Annotated in this window: 15 protein-coding genes; all 15 read right to left on the bottom strand. The window is 45.8% G+C overall.

Annotation, left to right across the window (positions count from 1 at the left end):
* Positions 1 to 6: 6 nt before the first annotated feature.
* Complete coding sequence (locus tag QZN42_RS00480) at positions 7 to 1,968, bottom strand: VWA domain-containing protein (protein WP_296953588.1); 1,962 nt, start codon at positions 1,966 to 1,968, stop codon at positions 7 to 9.
* Positions 1,925 to 2,953 carry an ATP-binding protein gene (locus tag QZN42_RS00475; RefSeq protein WP_296953586.1) on the bottom strand — a complete coding sequence of 343 codons (1,029 nt, stop codon included), beginning with the start codon at positions 2,951 to 2,953 and terminating at the stop codon, positions 1,925 to 1,927. The genes QZN42_RS00480 and QZN42_RS00475 overlap by 44 nt, the downstream gene beginning before the upstream one ends.
* A complete protein-coding gene (locus tag QZN42_RS00470; RefSeq protein ID WP_296953585.1) occupies positions 2,950 to 4,023 on the bottom strand; it encodes a radical SAM/SPASM domain-containing protein in 1,074 nt (357 codons plus the stop codon). The genes QZN42_RS00475 and QZN42_RS00470 overlap by 4 nt, the downstream gene beginning before the upstream one ends.
* Entirely contained in the window at positions 4,001 to 7,723 is a 3,723-nt protein-coding gene (gene cobN, locus QZN42_RS00465) for a cobaltochelatase subunit CobN (RefSeq protein WP_296953583.1), read from the bottom strand. The genes QZN42_RS00470 and cobN overlap by 23 nt, the downstream gene beginning before the upstream one ends.
* 499 nt (positions 7,724 to 8,222) lie before the next feature.
* Positions 8,223 to 8,756: an NUDIX hydrolase gene (locus QZN42_RS00460; RefSeq protein ID WP_296953581.1), complete on the bottom strand. Its 534-nt coding sequence runs from the start codon at positions 8,754 to 8,756 to the stop codon at positions 8,223 to 8,225.
* A gap of 63 nt (positions 8,757 to 8,819) precedes the next feature.
* Positions 8,820 to 9,266: a dUTP diphosphatase gene (locus QZN42_RS00455; protein WP_296953579.1), complete on the bottom strand. Its 447-nt coding sequence runs from the start codon at positions 9,264 to 9,266 to the stop codon at positions 8,820 to 8,822.
* Entirely contained in the window at positions 9,263 to 11,353 is a 2,091-nt protein-coding gene (locus QZN42_RS00450) for a polyribonucleotide nucleotidyltransferase (protein ID WP_296953577.1), read from the bottom strand. Before QZN42_RS00450 ends, QZN42_RS00455 begins: the two co-directional genes overlap by 4 nt.
* 141 nt (positions 11,354 to 11,494) lie before the next feature.
* Positions 11,495 to 11,764, bottom strand: a complete 270-nt coding sequence (gene rpsO / locus QZN42_RS00445; RefSeq protein ID WP_363915915.1) for a 30S ribosomal protein S15 — start codon at positions 11,762 to 11,764, stop codon at positions 11,495 to 11,497.
* A gap of 187 nt (positions 11,765 to 11,951) precedes the next feature.
* Entirely contained in the window at positions 11,952 to 12,740 is a 789-nt protein-coding gene (locus QZN42_RS00440) for an ABC transporter ATP-binding protein (protein WP_296953575.1), read from the bottom strand.
* Positions 12,741 to 12,744: 4 nt separating this feature from the next.
* Positions 12,745 to 13,626 (bottom strand): ABC transporter permease, encoded by an 882-nt coding sequence (locus QZN42_RS00435; protein WP_296953573.1) that lies wholly within the window; start codon positions 13,624 to 13,626, stop codon positions 12,745 to 12,747.
* Positions 13,627 to 13,661: 35 nt separating this feature from the next.
* On the bottom strand, positions 13,662 to 14,702 hold the full coding sequence (locus QZN42_RS00430; RefSeq protein WP_296953571.1) for an ABC transporter substrate-binding protein: 1,041 nt from the start codon (positions 14,700 to 14,702) through the stop codon (positions 13,662 to 13,664).
* Positions 14,703 to 14,809: 107 nt separating this feature from the next.
* Entirely contained in the window at positions 14,810 to 15,802 is a 993-nt protein-coding gene (locus QZN42_RS00425; protein WP_296953569.1) for an ABC transporter substrate-binding protein, read from the bottom strand.
* Positions 15,803 to 16,090: 288 nt separating this feature from the next.
* Positions 16,091 to 16,276, bottom strand: coding sequence for a 50S ribosomal protein L32 (gene rpmF / locus QZN42_RS00420; RefSeq protein WP_296953567.1), 186 nt, complete (start codon positions 16,274 to 16,276; stop codon positions 16,091 to 16,093).
* A 173-nt stretch (positions 16,277 to 16,449) separates the two neighbouring features.
* A complete protein-coding gene (gene uvrC, locus QZN42_RS00415) occupies positions 16,450 to 18,330 on the bottom strand; it encodes an excinuclease ABC subunit UvrC (protein WP_296953565.1) in 1,881 nt (626 codons plus the stop codon).
* Positions 18,323 to 21,172 carry an excinuclease ABC subunit UvrA gene (gene uvrA, locus QZN42_RS00410; RefSeq protein WP_296953563.1) on the bottom strand — a complete coding sequence of 950 codons (2,850 nt, stop codon included), beginning with the start codon at positions 21,170 to 21,172 and terminating at the stop codon, positions 18,323 to 18,325. The genes uvrC and uvrA overlap by 8 nt, the downstream gene beginning before the upstream one ends.
* Positions 21,173 to 21,190 lie beyond the last annotated feature (18 nt).

The raw sequence follows: 21,190 nt of genomic DNA, 5'->3' as shown, positions 1-21,190 counted from the left end.
CTGAAATTACATATTTGCCGCAGTTCTCCAGATATGAAGCAGCTGATCTTCCGTAATCTTGTCAACCTGGAAATAAGAAGCACCCATGGCTTTCGCCAGTTTCTTCGCCAATCCCAGCTTGATAAAACCAGATTCCGTATCAATTACTGCAACAGGAATATTCCGGCGGCCAATCCGTTTTGCTTCCTCCAGCGCATCGGTAACCGGATTGGTTCCCTTGTTTAGCGGACTGGTAGCACGACCATCGGTAATCAGGATCATGACGGGATCCTGATTAGCATCCTGCCGATAAAGCATATCAAGCACATCTTCCGCTTTCAAAAGTCCTTTTGCAAGAGGTGTCTTGCCGCCAGTCGGCATTGTCGCCAGTTTTTTCTGTGCAAAATCCACGGAACGGGTAACAGGAAGAAGGACTTCCGCCTGCTTTTTTCTGAAAGCCACCATTCCAACACGGTCACGTTTCTGATAAGCGTCAAGAAGAATTTTGAAAATAACCCCTTTAACCGTTTTCATCCGTTCCCTGGCTCCCATGGAACCACTGGCATCCACAACAAAGAGGAAAATATTTCCTGTCCGTTTCTCACGGACTTTGCTTCTGAGGTCTTCTTTACGAATCACTACGGCACAGCCATTGGAAGGTCTGGCCTTCTGGTAGGGGGCCGCAGCACGAAGGGTAGCATCGAAGGCGATATCCGAAGTCTTGGCTTTCGGCATTTCCGCCCTGACATAACGGCCCTGCATGAGATCTGTCATGGTCAGGCTGCGTTTTCCGCTTCCTTTCTTTGGCTTCCTGTCCTTGGAAGGTTCAATCCACATAGGCGGGAGCTGTACGCGAAGATCAGCATCATCGATTCTTTCACGGCTCTGCCCCCGTGGATTGGAAAGTTGAGAGTTTTCCAGATTCTGCTGATCATTACCATCCTCAGCATCCTCCGTATCGGTCTGTGGAGGCTGAGCTTCCGGCGGATGGCTGAATTCATTTTCCGGTGCCGGCTGATTCTGCTGCTCTTCACGGGAATTATTTTCTTCCTCCGGAGGCTGATTCTGGGGCTGCTCTGTTTCCTGCGGCTGACTCTGCTGAGATTCCTCAGCCTTTCTCATACGGTGAGGAAGAACAAATTCAGCTGCCTTTTCGAGGTCTTTAGGAAGCACATATTTCCTGCCTTGAAGCGCAGCTTCTGATTTGGCAGCTTCAATCAGGTAAATATCTGCTCTGTGACCTGCCACATGGGCTTTCAGCGTATAAACTGCAGCAAGCTGAATCATGGCCGGTGACACTTCTACGTTCTTCAAAGCCTCTCTGGCATCAGCAAGCTGTTTGCGCAGTTTCTCGGTTTCAGATTCCCATTTTTTCTGATATGCGATTCCATCTCTTTCAAATTCAAGAACCCTTCTGATAATTTCCAGTCTGGTATCATCATCCAGGTCTTCATCAGTAGATGCGAAAAGGCCAAACCGGTCGAGAGAAGAGGCAGAAAGAGTACCACTTTCCGGATTCATTACGGCGAGAACCGTAAACTGAGTATCTCTCTGCTCTGAAAGGCCATCTCTTTCCAGACGATAACCACCGGCTTCACGAATATTTAAAACAGCTGAAAGAAGATCGTCCCTCAAAAGATTCACATCATCAATATTGATAACTCCCTGATCCGCCTCGTCGATAAGCCCGGGAAGGAGCTTTTTATGACCGCTGCGGATTGCTTCTTCTGTGTCGATGGAACCAAAGAGCCTGTCTTCTGTGATACTGATCGGAATTTCCACCCAGGGCGTATGAATCAGTTCTCGGGCACTCCTGACCAATGTAGACTTACCTGTCCCTTTCTCACCCGATAGCAGAAGGCCGCCTGCATAAGGATTAATCAAGGCAAGCAATATGGCTTCTTTGGCTTTTTCCATGCCGCAGATAGCAGCAAAAGGAAATACATTACGCTTCATCGTCAATGACCTTGTCCACGTCAGACCAGTCAAGGGTCTGTTCCTCAAATGGACGACGTCTCATACGATGCGGCAGTGCAAGTCTGGATGCTTCCCGGATATCTTCTTTTGTTACTTCCGTATGACCGGCAACTGCAGCAATGGTTTCTGCTGTCTTAATCAAAGTGATATCTGCACGGTGACCATCGACACCAAGAGTAATGGAAATCTTGGCAGCCAGAAGGAGGATATCATTGGATACGGTAACCTGTGGCAGGAGCTTCATGGCTCTTTCAATCCTGCGCACTTCTTTCGCCTGTTCTTCTTTCCAATGTTCCAGGAATGGTTCCGGATCTGCTTCATAAGCCAGTCTTCTCTTGATGATTTCAGCCCGTTTTTCAGGATCCTGTTCACCTACTACCTTTACAGAAAGTGCAAAACGGTCAAGGAGTTGAGGACGGATATCCCCTTCTTCAGGGTTCATGGTTCCTACAAGAGAGAAACGGGCCGGATGAGAATAAGAAATACCCTCACGTTCTACAGTGTTGATGCCCATGGCTGCAGAGTCCAGGAGAACATCGACAACATGGTCGTCAAGCAGGTTGATTTCATCCACATAAAGAATGTTTCTGTTTGCGTCTGCCAGAATACCCGTTTCAAAAGATCTCTTCCCTTCACGGATAGCTGCTTCGATATCAAGTGTACCTACTACACGGTCTTCGGTAGCACTTACAGGAAGTTCTACTACTTTCATCGGAAGCATTTCAACTGGCGGTTCTTCATGGTCGTATTTTTCATGACACTCATCGCACCAGTTTGCCCTGTCATCAGGATCACAGTGGAAACGGCAGCCTTTTATGCATTTTCTTGGTGGAAGAAGATCCGCCAGTGCACGAACGGCAGTGGACTTTGCGGTTCCTTTTTCGCCCTGAATGAGGACGCCTCCCAGACGCGGATTAACCACATTTAAAACCAGCGCTTTTTTCATTGTGTCCTGCCCTATAATGGCAGTAAATGGGAATGTTCCCTGTCTTTTCATAAATCCTCCTTCTGCTTTTCCAGATATTTCCTGATAAAGAATTTTTTCATGGCGCACTCAGCCTCGGAAAGCCGAACGTTTCCATCCCTATCAAGCCAGCGGGAAAAACAACCGCCCCCACAAAGGGGAAAATATTTACAACTGCGGCACTCTTTCATTGCCGTTTTTATAAATGCGCCTACTTCCCTCACTTTTTCAGGATCCCTACCGGAATCGACAGTCCCAAGCAGGTATTTTTCCCTTCCCATAAGGGAAGAGCAGGCGTAAATATAACCATGTACATCGATAAAGGCAGCCTCGCCATTCATAGCGTAACACTGGGGAAAATCATATTTCCCGGTATGGGCAAGCCGGTAAACCCGGTCTTCCTGAGTAAAATGGATATGCCTGCCGGTCACCTGTTCAAGCATATGCATTCTTTTATACACAGCTTCCAGGGCTTTTGTCATATCCTCCGGTGAAGGTTCATGAAGCGCACTTCCTCTCCCCTGTTCACGAAGGATATCAAACCCCACCTGATGGACATTACCATAGAAATGAGCCATATCTGCAATTCCGGGAAGTTCTTTGACCATATCGTCAGTAACGACGCAGGTCACCCCGGTCCCAATTCCCTGCTGTGCCAGATTTCTAAAGCCGAAAGCAGCTGCCTTGGAAGAAGAACTGCCATCTTTCATAATCCTTGTCCTGTCCATGACAGATGGTCTCCCATCACAGGATATGCCAATCCCCACATTGTGATCAAAGAGAAACCGTCCGATATCTTTTGTCAGAAGAGAACCGTTCGTCTGCACCTGCATCTGCGCATCGAAATGGTGCGTTTCCACAAGGCTTACAAGTTTCCTGATTAATGGAAAACGTAATAGCGGTTCACCCCCGGAAAACTGGAGGAGAAAACGCTCTCCCGATTCGCCTGCCATCAGGACTGCCCTGCAGGCGATATCATCATCCATATCCACCTGATCTACTTCCGATGCATAACAATATCGACAGGCGAAATTACAGCGGCCGGTCAGCGTAAGCACAAGCATCCGGATAGGCGGCAGATTATTCGTCGTCATCTCCATCATCTTCCAGTTCACCTTCTACAGAAAGATAAAGCTGCTGGAGTTCATCCTTCATCTCATCATTTGCATTCCACATTTTTCTCTGATCAGCCTCGAGAAGTATTTCTGCAATATTCTGAAGTGCCCATGGATTGACTTTTTTCATCCACTGCTGCATCTTGGGATCCAGTGCATATTTTTTTGCATATTGGTCGTACATCCAGTCATCCATGACACCACTGGTAGCATCCCACTGGAAACTGATAGACAGACGATTTGCCAGATCCGTTGCACCCTTATATCCATGTTTCATAAGGCCTTCAATATATTTCGGGTTCATGGATTCAGTACGGAATACCCGCTTCATTTCCTCCTGCACAGTCTTTACGCCCACAGCGGAACGATTGGTGCTGTCGCCTACATAAGATTGTGGCGTCTTGCCGCCCAGGCTCTTGACTGCAGCAATCATGCCGCCATGAAAAGCGTTATAGTCATCAGAACTCAAAATATTACTTTCATGGTTTTCTTCATTCTTAACAGTGAGATCAAGTGAAGCCAAACGTTTCTTGAACAATTCCGGTTTGAAAGTACCCCTGTTTCCGCCGCCAAATACATGGCCGCCCCAGCGTACATAGATGCTTGCCAGATCATTTTCATTCTGCCAGTTTTTGGAATCAAGGACTGTATTGACTCCCGCTCCATAGGTTCCTGGAGCATCGCCGAAAATACGGAATGCCGCATTGCGCCAGGCATCATCTGCATCGACACCTTCATCAGTCATCATTTTGGTGTCTTCTTTAATGTGTTTTCTAACAAAATTGTCCTCATCCGATTCATCCTGAGATGCAGCGAGCAGAACAGCATCATCCATGAGTTCTGCCAACTGTGGCAGAGTATCGCGGAAAAGGCCACTGATTCTGCCGGTCACATCAATTCTCGGACGTTTCAATTCTTTCAGAGGAATAATTTCAAGACCGTTAATACGGAGGCTGCCTTTCTGCCATACCGGCCGCACCCCCAGCATGTAAAGGAATTCAGCGATATCCTGGCCGGAAGAGCGCATATTGGGCCCGGACCATAGAACCATACCGATATTTTCCGGATATTTACCCTGATCTGCAATGAACTTTTCAATCATGCGGTCCCCAAGTTTGACGCCCAGCTGCCAGCCGGCAGGAGAAGGCATCGTTCTCGGGTCTACACCATAGAAATTTCGTCCCGATGGCAGCAGATTGACACCACCTGCATTTGGGGAACCGGATGGCCCCGGTTCCACATAGCGGCCGTCCAGCGCATCCAGTGTATGATCAAGTTCCTGAGTAGTCTTTGCAATACGAGGATAAATTTCAGTAATTACGAAATCAAGAAGTTGTTTCAGCTTCACTCTCCAGGATTCGGTACCCTCAGTTTCAGGAAGGTTCATGGCTTCGGCAGCTGCCGAGTCATTGAATCCTGCTTTATTCAAAGTCTCAATGACCTTTCTCGTTTCTTTACGGATACGAGACATAAGTTCACTGTAGGTGCAGTTCTGCGCTTCATCGATTTCTGAAGCATGGGTCTGAATCGTATCAAGAGTAGTGTCGTACTTCTCGGCCCAGAGATCATAAATGGATGGAATCTTTTCATTGGAAAGGCGGAGAAGCTGCAGAATACCATCAATCAGAAGATCCCCTTCCAGTGGCTGTCCAAGAATATGCAGGCCCACATGCACTTCACTGTCTTTTAATTCTTCTATATAGTTGTGCAAATCAGATACATAATCATCGAAGGATTCATCTTCGCCCCGGGGCACATCATTTTCAAGTTTTGCCTTCTGAACCAGTTCGAGCAGGGGCTTTTCCATATCGGAAACATCATTTCCCGTTTCTTTGAGATGAGCATACTCATCCATCGTTTTTTCCAGTTCACTGATTTCATCATAGGCCCCGGCATCGGAAACCGGTGCAGGCATATAGCCAATCAGGCATCCGGCAGCACGTCTTTTTGCAATCATGCCCTCGCCGGTAATTGTCATATGGTACGGATAAATATTGGGAAGGTCGCCAAGAGCGATATCAGGATAACTTTCCTCATCAAGGCCTACGCTCTTGCCCGGCAGCCATTCCAGATTGCCATGGGTCCCCATATGGATGACAGCATCTGCCTTCCATACGTTACGAAGCCAGTAATAGAAAGCCAGGTACTGATGAGTTGGTGCGATATAAGGATCATGATAGGCTTTGGAAGGATCCATGCCATACTGACGGGACGGCTGTACCGTCAGGAAAAGATTGCCATCCATGGTCCCGGGAACAAGAATATTTCCCTTCTCAGAAATCATAACCTCGCCCGGTGCCTTGCCCCATTCATCTTCCATCCGTTTCTGAGCATCGCCCCCCAGAGTATGGAAGAAATCAATATATTCTTTTGCCGAAAGTTTCTGGCACTCTTCTGCCTGCTCTTCGGTCATCATGGAAATATCATTGGTAGCATGGGAAGTCATGAGCTCAATAAATTTATCCGTGCTCTCGGGGATAAAATCAATCGTATAGCCCTCCTCCTTCATCCGGTTCATAAGTCGGATTGTACTTTCCATAGTATCAAGACCGGAAGCGCTGCCGATATTGGAATTCTTTGCAGGATAGTTATGGAAAATAATGGCAATCTTTTTATCCTTATTCTGCAATCGGTGCAGAGAGGCCCATTTACCTGCCTTGCTGACCATGCGGCCGATTCGTTCGAGAATCGGTACAAATTCCACAGTGCCGTCTTCTTTGCGGACTCTTCCTGCAATCGGGACACCGTGAATAAAGCCATCCAGTTCCGGCATGGCAGCCGCAATGGATGTTTCAATGGAATTCAAACCTTCCTTATTGTCACGCCACTCCTTTTCCGAAACCAGGAGCGTATAAGCATCAAGGAGAGGAACACCGAGTTCTTTAAATTTATCCAGACTTGCTTTGCCTGTACCGGTCAGCGAAAACTTCATGGTGCTTACGAGAGCATCAATGACAGGTTTTCCATCTTTCATAAAATAATTGTCCAGCACCTCCATCAGGGTAGGCATCCCGGCAGAGGTATCCGGGCTGGCATTGGCAAAGGCAGGAATAACATGGTATCCCTGTTTTTCAGCTTCATCGATGAAAGCATTCTGGTATGCAAGGTCACCCCAGATCCATTCTTCACGATAAAACAGGAGACCAATAACCGGCTTATTTCCCGTGCAATATCTTTCCAGGAATCCATCGCGGTCCGTAGTGAAAAGATTCTCATCACCCCTGTCATAAATTCCGGACCAGGCAAAGGGCTCCGGTTTTTCAGGTTTTTCTATGGATGGGTCAAAGAGAGAATTGGCATAAAGCCAGAGATTTTTGAAATTTTCCATACCGCCATAGAGGCAGTACTCACGGAAACATTTCATCATCTCATCAGTTATGGATTCACTGTGTTCCGCAGTTCCCTCGTCCACTGCATCAACAAAGTATGGAATACCATGCTGATCCAGATATCTCTTGCAATCCTGCCAGAAAGAAGACTTCAGGGCATTCTTCATCAAATGCACCATGACAAGAGAGGACCCCTTCATTTTCCTTTCCCAGGAAAAATTCCAGTCGCTGGTTTTTTCCAGAAAAACGGGAATACAGAGATCAGAAATGCGCCCATCCTCCTGGAGCAGGTCACAGGCCTTCCTGATAGCTGCATATCGCCTGTCATGATTTGTCATGTATACAATTTTAATATCCATAAATGCCTCTTTTCTTACTTATAACAAATCCTCTTCATGAATCCGTATCTTTCTCAGTTATCTAATTGGTAATTAAATGCGAAGGATTAAATGAACAGGATAACAAATTGAAAACGCCTTATATTTTTAATTAATACATCTATTATATTATACTATTTTCATTGAAATTTTAAAGCTGGCTATAAACAAATACCAATAAAAAGATTTTATAAAAATTTGAAAATATGTAGGCGTCACCTTTCATTAGTTCAATTTTGAATTTTTAGATCTTATCCTGACCACAGTATAGATGGTCCTTAATTTTCATAGAACAGACCGGTTTCAATAGTTCCTTCTCCGTATAACCCGGGCTTTTAATATGAAAAAGGTGTATGCCATAATTCAATAAACTATTTTTGAAGGATAATCCTCTTCAGTCTGAATTATACGAAATAAAGAGCAGGAATCTCAAATCATTCGAGATTCCTGCTCTTTAACTGATTACGATAAAAATATTTTCTTAGAGAACGAGCCTGTCATGAGCCATGGCAAAGGCAGAAAGAGTTTTTGCATCATAAATCTGTCCTTTTCTCACCATATCCCATACTTTCTTTAAAGGAATACGGATTACATCCAAAAATTCTCCCTCATCAAGATGCTGCTTTTTATGAACAAGCTCCGTAGCCAGGTATAGATGAATCGTTTCATTGCAAAAGCCAGGAGTAGTATACACATACCCAAGCTTCTCCAGTCTGCCCGTATAACCAGTTTCTTCTTCCAGTTCCCTCAGAGCACATTCATCAGGCGTTTCTTCCGGATCCATTTTCCCAGCCGGTATTTCCAACAATGCTTCCTCTACAGGATAACGATACTGTTTGACAAAAAGAACCTCTCCATCATCCGTTACCGGAATGATGGCCGCAGCGCCGCAGTGAAGAATGACTTCCCGTACTGTTTTCCGGCCGGCCAGTTCTACCTGATCCTTAAAAACATGGATAATCTGGCCATCGTAAATTTCATTTCTTTGAAGAAGTTTTTCTTTTTCAATGCTCATACATATGCCCCTTTTAAAAACAGCGGAGACTCTGTCCCCGCTATTTTTTACCATAAAAGAACTTCAGCTGCCCGTACTGCCCACACCACCGGTGCGGACACCTTCCGCACAATCTTCATCAGCTTTGAGATAACAGGTAAAGATCGCCTGCGCCACCCTTTCGCCTTTGGAAATATGAAATACAGAAGAACCAGTATTATAGACGGCTACCATAATATGTCCTTCATTGTCCGGATTATTGTAATAATCGGCATCAATAATGCCAGTACTGTTAATCAGAACCAGTCCATGTTTGATAGCCATGCTGGAACGGATATGAACGGCCAGATATTCGCCTTCCGCCATATAGGCTTTAAGACCTGTCGGAAGAAGGGTAACTCTTCCCGGCAGAACATCTGCATCAGCGGCAATTTCCAGATCATAACCTGCACTGCCTGCAGTTTTTCTCACTGGAATGTGGATGCCTTTCCCTTCCCAGGAACTTACAACTTCAAATCCTCTTGTTCTCATTTGTTTTTCTTTTCCAGAAGAAGAGCTTTGCGGGAAAGGTTGATGCGGCCTTTATCATCGATTTCAGTCACCTTAACCATGATTTCATCACCTTCATGAACGATGTCTTCCGGCTTTTCCACGCGCTGGAGAGCGAGCTGGGATACATGAACAAGGCCTTCCTTGCCAGGGAGAATTTCAACAAAAGCGCCAAATTTCATAAGGCGTGTAACTTTACCAAGGTAGGTTTCCCCTGCCTGTACTTCATGGGTAAGGCCTTCCACGATTTTCTTTGCCTTGAGTGCTGCAGCCTCATCAGTGCAGGAAATATAAACATGACCGTCTTCTTCCACATCCAGTTTCGCACCGGTTTCGGTCTGAATCTTGTTGATAGTCTTTCCGCCGGCACCAATAACTTCACGAATCTTTTCAACAGGAATCGTGATGGCGATAATTTTGGGAGCATAGGGAGAAAGATGTTCTGCCGGTTTTTCAATGCATTCCGCAATCTTGCCAAGAATGTGAAGTCTTCCTTCATGAGCCTGTTTCAGTGCAGCCAGAAGAATGTCGCGGGAAAGGCCGTGAACTTTGATATCCATCTGAATGGCCGTAACACCTTTGGCAGTCCCGGCTACCTTGAAGTCCATATCGCCCAGTGCATCTTCCATACCCTGAATATCAGAAAGAATGCTGAACTTCCCACCATTTTCGATAAGCCCCATAGCAATACCTGCTACCGGAGCCTTAATCGGAACACCTGCATTCATGAGGGACATCGTGCTGCCGCAGACAGAAGCCTGGGAAGAAGAACCATTGGATTCAAGAATTTCAGAAACTACCCGGATAGCATACGGGAATTCTTCCACCGTCGGAATAACCGGGCGGAGTGCTCTTTCAGCCAGAGCGCCATGACCGATTTCTCGACGACCCGGTCCACGGGAACCTTTTGTTTCCCCTACGCAGTAAGATGGGAAATTGTACTGATGAATATATCTCTTTTCCGTTTCAGGAGTCAGGTCATCAATAATCTGAGTTTCAGACATGGGAGCCAGGGTAGTTACAGAAAGAGCCTGAGTCTCACCGCGGGTAAAGAGAGCGCTGCCATGCACGCGGGGAAGAATACCTACTTCGCAGGTAATCGGACGGATTTCGGTAAGTTTTCTTCCATCCGGACGAATTCCTTCATTGGAGATACTGTCTCTTACGATCTGTTTTGTCAGATGATCCAGGCATTCTGCCACATCTGCACCATGATCCGGGAAAATCTCGGCAAAGTGCTCCATGGCTGCTTTCTTTACTGTTTCGATATTTCCATCTCTTCTGAGTTTCTGCGCATCAAAAATCACCTTTTTCAAATCTTCAGTGGCATATTCTTTGACAGCTGTTTCGATTTCCTTCGGGATTTCCGGGAATACAAGAGTACGCTTTGGCTTGCCCACTTCCGCAATAATCTTCTTTTCAAAGCGGCAGATTTCCTTGATAGCTTCATGACCAAACATGATGGCATCGAGAACTTCTTCCTCCGGTGCTTCATTAGCTCCGCCTTCAACCATCATAATAGCTTCTTCAGAACCGGCAACAGTGACATTCATGGAAGATTCAGCGAGCTGTTCCTGAGTCGGATTTACTACGAATTCACCATTGACACGACCGATGCGGACGCCGGCAATCGGACCGTCCCAGGGAATATCAGAAATAGCAATAGAAAGAGAAGCCCCCAGCATACCGCAAAGTTCAGGAGCATTATCATAATCAACAGAAAGAACGGTTGCTACAACATGAATATCGTTACGACATCTTTTATCAAAAAGAGGACGGATCGGACGATCAATCAGACGGGCATTCAGGATGGCAGAATTTCCAGGACGTCCTTCACGACGCAGGAAACCGCCAGGCATTTTACCCACAGCATACATCTTTTCTTCATAATCAACGGTAAGCGGGAAAAAGTCAGAACCTTCCCGCGGTTCCTTGCTGGCAGTAGTCGCCACAAGAACTACTGTATCCCCATACCTGACAAGTACAGCACCATTAGCCTGTTTGGCCATTTTACCGGTTTCAATAATCAGCGGACGACCGACAAGATCCATTTGAAATGTTTTAAACATTTCTATTCCTCCTGTAATAAATAAATTCCTTTTTCACGTATTTTTATATTATATATTATTTCCACCATGAATCACAAGAGCTATTTGGGATATAAAAACAGCTATGGAAATCATTTGTTTCCATAGCTGTCGTTAAAGAACTTATTTCAGACGGAGACCGAGTTTTTCGCCCAGTGCTCTGTAACGTTCAATATCCTTGCGGCGGAGATAATCAAGCATATTTCTGCGCTGGCCAACCATTTTCAGCAGTCCGCGGCGGGAATGATGGTCTTTCTTGTGGGATTTCAGATGTTCAGTGAGGAGAGCAATTCTCTTGGAAAGGATTGCAATCTGAACTTCCGGAGATCCGGTGTCGCCTTCATGAACAGCAAACTGATCAATAACTTCTTTTTTTACTTCCGGTGTTAACATAATAAGCCTCCTGTAAAAGATTAAATTGCTGTATCAGGGTCTTCGCCGGAGATGCGATGGACTGAGATACAGTTCACACGAATGTTATTATACAGTTCTCCCGGCTATTTGGCAAGGATGAAATGAAAATTTTGTTACATTCAAAAAATCCTGTTCTCCGCATATGGCAGGAAACAGGATTTTTCTATCAACCGAGAAGTACACGATCGCTCATGGCTCCGGAGTTTTCTTCGAATTTCCTGAGGAGGTCATCAATGGTGAGCTGCTTCTTTTCTTCCGGCGTATAGTCAGCAATAATAGTACCGCTATTCATCATAATCAGGCGATTGCCATATTTCAGGGCATCCTTCATGTTATGAGTAATCATAAGGGTGGTCAGATGCTGCTCATGAACGATGGTATCCGTAATTTCAAGCACTTTAGATGCAGTCTTTGGATCCAATGCCGCAGTCGGTTCATCCAAAAGGAGAATATCAGGCTTTTTAAGGGTTGCCATAAGAAGGGTTAGCGCCTGTCTCTGGCCGCCGGAAAGAAGTCCAATTCTTGTCCCAAGACGGTCTTCCAGACCGAGTCCAAGTCTTGCTACCATATCATGGAAACGTTCATGGTCTCCGGCAGAAAAAGCCCAGCGAAGTCGGCGGCTCTGACCTCTGCGGGAAGCTATAATCAAATTTTCTTCCACCTGCATACCGGCAGCTGTCCCTTTCAGGGGATCCTGAAAAACGCGTCCAATATATTTGGCCCGCTGGAATTCTTTTACCTTTGTTACATCATGGCCATTGATTTCAATAGTTCCGGAATCCAAAGGAAATACACCGGCTACGGAATTCAGAAGTGTACTTTTACCTGCGCCATTACTTCCGATGACCGTACAGAAATCGCCTTCTTCCAAATTAAGAGATACATTGCTGAGAGCCTTTTTCTCATTCGTCGTGCCTTTGAAGAAGGTTTTACTGATGTTATTGATTTTAAGCATAGCCTTAGCCTTCCTTCCCCAGATTGACTTTCCCCTTGATCATTGGTGCTGCCAGGCAGAGCATGACAAGAATTGCGGTAAATAACTTCAGATCGTTTGGCGGCATACCGAGATAGAGAACAACAGCAATGACAAGGCGGTAAATAATAGAACCAACGACAACAGCAGCCAGGGATGCAGAAAAGCTGTCGGCCCCAAGAACTACTTCGCCAATAATAACGGAGGCAAGGCCGATTACGATAGTACCGATCCCCATGCCTACATCAGCAAACCCGTTATTCTGAGCTACTACCGCGCCGCAGAGACCAATCAATGCATTGGAAATAAAAAGTCCCATGATAATCATGGTATCCGTATTTACACCCTGGGCACGAACCATTTGTGGATTAAAACCGGTAGCACGAACGCACATGCCAAGTTCCGTACCAAAAAACCAGTAAATAAAAGCGATAATGACAGCCATAATAACGGTCGGAACAATAAATGCCGCTATTGACTGGCTTACATGAAGTGCCTGCGCCGTCACGGTAAAAATCGTATCGATTCGAAGCAGGGAAATATTGGCTTTTCCCATCACATGAAGGTTAATGGAATACAGGGCGATCATGGAAAGAATCCCTGCCAGGATTGCCGGTATCTTCAGCTTGGTATAAAGTACACCGGTTACCGCTCCTGCAATAAGACCACCTGCCGCACCGGCAATGATACCAATCCAGGGGGAATAACCACCGGCAATCAGAGTTGCCGCAATAGCACCGCCCAATGGGAAACTACCTTCACAGGTCATGTCCGGTACATCAAGTACGCGGAAAGAAAGAAATACACCGATTGCCAGTATGGACCACATAATCCCCTGCGCAACCGTAGAAATTGCCAAGTCTACCATTTAAATTCCTCTCTTCAAAAATAATACTGAAATCATCAGGGTCTTGCGGGCTGTCCGTCATAAAGATAGAGCTTTCTTGCCCTCTGCCATAAATCTCCGGGGAGCCCGATATTCAGTTTATTTGCCTGTTTCATATTGATCACTATATCCGGATCTATTTGTTTTACGATAGGAATCTCTTCAGGAATGATGTTTCCTTTAAGCAGACGGGCTGCTATTTTCCCGCCGCTGAAACCCATACGGTAATAACCGGGAGATACGGAAAGAACAGCGCCGCGGCGCACCATTTCAGACTGTTCACCAATAATTGGGATATAAGCTTCTGTCATCATTTTCACGATTTCATCAAAGTGGGTAAGCAGGTCCGGATCTTCCGGAACATACACGGCATCTACATGGCCTACCAGTTTATGAATCTGTGGGGATGCCAGCTTTGATGGATCATAGGAAATTTCATACAGATGAATTCCCTTCCGTTCCGCTACAGCGCGAAGAATATTGAGCTGGAGCACCACAACATCATCAGACGGATTGTACAGAATGCCAAGATTCTTAATCGGGAAACATCTGGCTGCCGTCCTGATCTGTGTCAAAACAGGCGGATTATCGGTAATGCCTGTCATATTTCCTGCATTTTCAAAGGCTTCATCCTTTTTGAAATTCATGACGCCTACACCCACTACCGGAATGGATCTGGTTACTTTGGCAGCAGCTTTGGCAGAATCGGTACCGATAGCGATGATGAGATCCTTTTTATCACGGACAAATTTCTTTACGCCTGCTTCCAGCTTCTTTTCGTTGCCTCCGGCTCTCACGATATCGATTCTGGCATGTTCGCCTTTTCGATACCCTTCTACAGAAAGGGCCGCAAGAACCCCATCAGTCATCTTGTCCTGCTCAGCCAAATCGGCAGACTGGAGAATACCGATAGAGTAAACATCTTTCGCTGCTATCGGAAGTACTTCTTCGAAAGCCGGTTCCGCATTTTCAGACTGATATACAAGTACAGCAATGGCAATATTACAAACCGCAAAAACGAGCATTAAACACCACAGCTGTTTCAGTTTAGAGACCACGACGGGATTCCTTCCTTCATTGCAAAGCAAGATCAACTGATATAGAAAGAGTAACTTCCGGATGGAAAGGAAGTTACTCTTCTCTTAAACCATAACTTCAAATATATTCAAATCATTTCAGCCCTGTCAAGGACGGACTGCGGAATCTTGATCCCCAAAGTTTCCACTTCACCTTTATTGATATAGAGCTTCGATTTACCTGCTCCTTCTACAGGGAAATCTTTAATCGTTTTATTTCCCTTCAGAACTTCAACAGCCATTTCACCGGCTCTGTAACCGATATCATAGAAGCTGATGGATTCTGATGCCAGGACTCCATTCTTTACATGGCCTACTTCTGCACCATAAACAGGAATCTTTTCCTTGTTTGCTACGGACATGAGCGTCGGAATGGAAGAAGCGATGATATTATCCGTTGGCACGAAAATAGCATCGACTTTCCCACCCAGGAACCCTTCAGCAACCTGTTGTACATCATTAACAGAATTAACGGTCAATTCGATGACTTCCATGCCAAGAGGCTCACATTGAGCTCTCAACCGTTTTGCCTGGATGACGGAATTGATTTCGCTGGAATTATAAATAATACCGATTTTCTTGGCATTTGGCTGGATTTCCTTAATCAGTGCCACCTGCTTGTCAAGCGGGCCACGATCCTGGGTGCCTGTTACATTACCATCAGGCGCTTTTTCAGACTTCATAAGCTTTGCAGTCTCAAAATCCGCGATAGCCGTGCAGATAATCGGAATCTTGTCAGTGGCATTGGCCATGGACTGTGCTGCCGGTGTGGAAATAGCGCAAATGAGGTTATAATTACCGGATACGAAACGGTTCGCAATGGACTGAAGATTGGACTGATCCCCCTGGGCATTTTGCTGATCGAAATCTACTTTATCCTTCATATCCGACTTATTTACAGCATCAACAAAGCCTTTATTGGAATCGTCCAATGCCGGATGCTGAACAATCTGTACCACGCCAATTTTCAACTTGTTTCCGCCTGTAGGCGCTTTCGAGCCGCCACAGCCTGCAAAAATACCCGCAGCTAAAAGGCCGCATAAACCAACGGCCAGGACTTTCTTCCATTTACTTCCTACCATTCTACTGTTCCTCCTTTTAAAACGCACAAAAGAGCCCCGATATCCAACCTACGGAAAGCTCTACGGATATCGCCATTGACTTTTTTGCACTGTGAACTTGCGATAATTATAGCATATCTAAATCATTTGTACCACCGGATAAGGCAGGTATCTTTATTTTTCATGATTCCAATCTATAAGTTTATGATATACAGGTATTCTTTCTGTCAAATGAATTGATTGAATCAATTGTCTTTATCTGTAATTCTGCAATAAAAAAACGTCTCCCTAAGGGAAACGTTTCTTCAATTAACCTTCAACAGTCTTGCTGACAATCTGCTTACCTTTATAGTAACCGCATACTGGGCATACATGATGAGGTTTTTTCAGTGCATGGCACTGCGGGCATTCAACGAGACCCGGAACGGTCAGCTTCCAATTTGCACGTCTCTTGTCACGACGAGATCTAGAACTTTTTGTCCTCGGAACCGGCATTTTTAGCACCTCCTTACCTATCGGCCTTCATGCCGTGATGGCATCACTGTTCATACACAGTGCTTTTAGCCGGAGCTAAAATTATCAACTTCATTATTATACGTGGACAATGACCTTTTGTCAAGAAAAATATGCTTTCTTTCCAGATGATACTTTTAATTCGGATAAAGCAGTCATGGTTTAATTTCTGCTGCAGGTGCTGCAGCAGATTCCAGCCCATTGATAACCATCTGCTTTTCGTCCTTGCGCATATGAAGAAAACGATATAGATTTTCAGCCGTCTTCTTGTTCATTCCGGGGACTTGTGCCAGTTCTTCTACAGAAGCCTTGCGCATTTCATCCATAGACCGGAAGGCATGCCAGAGAGCATTTCTTCTTGTGGGGCCAATGCCATCCACATGATCCAGAATGGATTCCGTATTTCTTTTGTTCGTCCACTTCCGATGATAGGAAATAACGAATCGGTGAGCCTCATCACGGATAAATTGAAGAAGCTGCAGGGCAGGTTCATGATGATCCAGGACAACAGGTTCTTCTGAGCCCTCCATATAGATTTCTTCAATCCGCTTTGCAAGGCCTATAACAGGCGCATCACAACCGGCCTCACGAATGACCGGCAGAGCCGCATGGAGCTGCCCAAGCCCGCCATCAAGGACAATGAGATCCGGAGCAGGCCAGTCCTTTTCTTTCCCATAACGACGGCTCATAACTTCAGCCATAGATTTAAAATCATCCGCATGTCCCTGAGTTGTCTGAAGTTTGAACTTTCTGTATTCTTTTTTCGCAGGACGTCCATGCTCAAAAACAACCATGGAGCCTGTAGTTTCTGCCCCCTGATTATGGGAAATATCAAAGCATTCCATCCGCTCAGGAAGCCTGGGCAGCCCCAGAAGTTCCTTCAATTTACGTACCGCCCCCTGTTCACGGGCATCCTGATATTCCCACTGCAGTTTCTTATCAGATAAATATTTTCCCGCATTGGCCATGGCCATGTCCTTCAGACGCCGCTTGAATCCCCTCTGGGGCACCAGGATTTTCACATCCGTACCTTTAAGATGAGTAAGCCAGGAGGAAACCAGTTCCTGATCTGAAACCGTCAGGGGCAGGATAATTTCCCGGGGAATGGAATTCGGATTTCCACCATAGAAATCACGAACAAAAGCTGTCATGATTTCTTCATCTGTTTCATCCGCACTTTCCGGTATACTGAAATTTTCCTTTCCCACCATACGCCCATAACGGATATAAAATACTTCCAGTCCCGCATGGCTGCCGTCTCTGGCCAGCCCCACCACATCAAAGTCCCCCTCATTGGCTACAATATTCTGTCTCTGCTGTACCGATTCGATAGCGCGAATCTGATCCCGATATTTCGCAGCTTCTTCATAAGCCATGTTTTCCGAGGCTTTTGCCATTTTCTGCTTCAATTCCTGAACCAGTCCCGTACTTTTTCCTTCAAACAGATCGCAGATTGTATCCACGTATTTTTTATAATCTTCTTTTAAGCAGAGCTCAAAGCAGGGACCGCAGCATAGATGCAGATGATACTGCAGGCAGGGCCGTGATACTTTCATAGAACGGCAATTGCGGATGGGATAATACTTCCTGAGGAGGCTCAGTGTCGCCCGCAGACTCCCCACATCGGTGAATGGGCCAAAATATTCAGCTCCGTCATCATGGCGTATATTTCTTGTTACAAAAATCCGGGGCCATTCATCACGGGTCGTGATTTTGACGTAGGGATAGGACTTATCATCCCTGAGGGAAATGTTGTACCTTGGATGGATCTCCTTGATCAGGTTGCATTCCAGAATCAGTGCTTCCATTTCGGTAGCAGTCATGGTAATGTCCAGATCTTCCGCATGGCGGATCATGGCAGCCACTTTGGGAGAACGGTTTTTATCTTCCCGAACATAGGAACGGACCCGGTTTTTCAGGTTCTTAGCTTTTCCCACATATATGATGCGGCCATCCTTATCCTTCCATCTGTAAACCCCCGGTGAGTCAGGAAGTGCCTCTACTTTGGCCCTGATTTTATCATTCACGTTAATCATCGTTATGATTCCTCATGATTTCTCTGGTTCGTTCAATGACCGGCAGCAGGTATTGCCCGGTATAAGAACGTTTGACTCTGCAGATTTCTTCCGGCGTACCGGCTGCTACAATTTCACCGCCTTTATCTCCGCCTTCGGGTCCCAGATCGATAATGTAATCTGCTACCTTGACTACATCCAGATTATGCTCGATTACAACGACCGTATTTCCTTGATCCACCAGTTTCTGTAAAACAATTAGAAGTTTCCTGATATCTTCGCTATGAAGACCGGTAGTAGGTTCATCGAGAATATAAAGAGTATCTCCCGTTCCCCGACGCATGAGTTCAGTCGCCAGTTTTACACGCTGGGCCTCCCCGCCGGACATCGTAGTCGCCGGCTGCCCAAGATGAATATAACCCAGTCCCACTTCTTCCAGCGTTTCCAGTTTGCGAAGGATCTTGGGATGATTTTCAAAAAAGGGAATAGCCTCGTCCACGGTCATATTGAGCACATCAGAAATATTTTTCCCTTTATAACGGACTTCCAGAGTTTCTCTGTTATACCGGGCCCCATGACATACCTCGCAGGGCACATAGACATCAGACAGGAACTGCATTTCGATTTTAATGATGCCGTCTCCATGGCAGGCTTCACATCGACCGCCTTTGATATTGAAACTGAAACGTCCGGGTTTATATCCCCGCATTTTGGCTTCTGAAGTCTGGCTGAAAAGCTCACGGATATCATTAAAAACACCGGTATAGGTAGCCGGATTGGAACGGGGTGTCCTTCCGATAGGCTGCTGGTCAATATCGATGATTTTATCTACATATTCTGCGCCTTCCATAAAATCAAATTTTCCTGTCGCATAAGAGGTATGATTTTTTATATTGGAAAGGCCCTGATACAGTATTTCGTTGACAAGAGTACTCTTTCCTGAACCTGATTCTCCAGTAACTACAGTGAAAGCCCCCAATGGAAATTTAACGTCTATATGCTTCAGATTGTGTTCGGCAGCTCCATGAATTGTCAGGAAAAGGCCATTCCCTTTCCGCCTTTCATGGGGAAGGGAAATGTATTTGTCGCCTCTGAGGTAGGCGCTGGTAATGGAATTTTCGGATTTCTTTATATCCTCGGGTGTACCTTCAGCTACTACATAGCCGCCTTTTTCTCCAGCTCCCGGTCCTATATCCACCACCCAGTCTGCCGTTCGGATGGTATCTTCATCATGCTCTACCACTATAAGGGTATTTCCCAAATCCCGCATACCTTTAAGCGTTGCCAAAAGTTTATCATTATCCCGCTGGTGAAGACCGATGGAAGGCTCATCCAGTATATACAATACCCCCACGAGTCCGGAACCAATCTGCGTAGCCAGACGGATACGCTGGGCCTCACCGCCGGAAAGAGTCGAGGCCCCGCGAGAAAGGGTCAAGTACTCTAGGCCCACATTGGAAAGAAAGGTTAACCTGTTTTTAACTTCCCGGAGTATCTGATCTGCTATAACTTTTTCTTTTTCCGTCAAGTCAAGCTGATCCAAAAATGGAAGAAGTTCAGAAACCGGCATTGCTGACAATTCCGCAATATTTTTATTTCCCACGCGGAATGCCAGGCTTTCCGGCCGAAGTCTGGCGCCATGGCAGACGGGGCAAGGTTTTTCGATCAGATAGTTAGCCAGGGTTTCTTTCATCTTGTCTGTCCAGGCTTCTTCGTAACGTCGTTTTGTCATAGGAACGATGCCTTCAAAAACTCTCTGATAGGTCTTAGTCTCTCCGTCCTGATTTGTATAGCGGAAAGACAACAGTTCATGTCCGCCATGCTCAAATTCCTCTTTTGCCTTCTCCGGCAGATCGTTGTAGCAGGCATCCATAGTCAGATTATATGATTTCAGGAAAGCATCCAACTGCTTGTAAAGCCAGCTTTCCTTATTATATGGAAAGGGCTTAATGGCACCGAGCCGGAAAGAAATTTCATGATTAGGGAGAATACGGTGAAAATCCGCCTCCAGAGAAGAGCCCAATCCCATACAGGCAGGGCAGGCGCCGAAAGGATTATTGAATGAAAAAATCCTGGGTTCCGGTTTTGGCAGGGAAATACCACAATCCGGGCAGGCAAAATGAGTACTGAATAGGTGATCAGGTCCATCAATCATAGACGCTACCATAAGGCCATCGCCAAGCTTAAGAGCCGCCTCCACGGAATCAGTCAAACGACGAATAATGCCGTCTTTGATAATGACTCTGTCAACCACCACTTCTATTGTATGTTTTTTATTTTTCTCCAATTCAATATCTTCCGCCAGGGGATATACCTGTCCATCCACACGGACTCGGACATACCCTTCTTTACGGAGTTCTTCCAAAAGTTTCTTATGAGTCCCCTTTTTCTGGACCGCAACAGGCCCCAAAATCATCAACCTTGTCCGATTCCCCAAAGCCATGAGGGCATCCACAATCTGGTCTACAGTCTGCCTCTCAATTGGCTTCCCGCAATTCGGGCAGAAAGCGCGGCTGGCATGGGCATAGAGCATGCGCAGATAATCATGAATCTCTGTCACCGTTCCCACCGTGGAGCGGGGATTATGGCTGGTGGATTTCTGATCGATAGAAATAGCAGGGGACAGACCGGAGATCTTATCTATATCAGGCTTATTCATCTGCCCTAAAAACTGTCTGGCATAAGCGGACAGAGACTCCACATATTTTCTCTGCCCTTCCGCATAAATCGTATCAAAAGCAAGTGACGATTTCCCGGATCCCGAAAGCCCGGTGAAAACGATCAGTTTATTTCTTGGCAGGGTTAGATTGATATTTTTCAGATTATTCTGTCTGGCCCCCTGTATAATAATTCCCTTTTCCATAAAATACCTTTCATGCAC

This window comes from uncultured Dialister sp., from assembly GCA_900314595.1.
In the GTDB taxonomy this organism is placed as follows: Bacteria; Bacillota; Negativicutes; order Veillonellales; family Dialisteraceae; genus Dialister.
The sequence above is the reverse complement of the archived record's forward strand: the minus strand, read 5'-3'. Positions and strand labels throughout refer to the sequence as shown.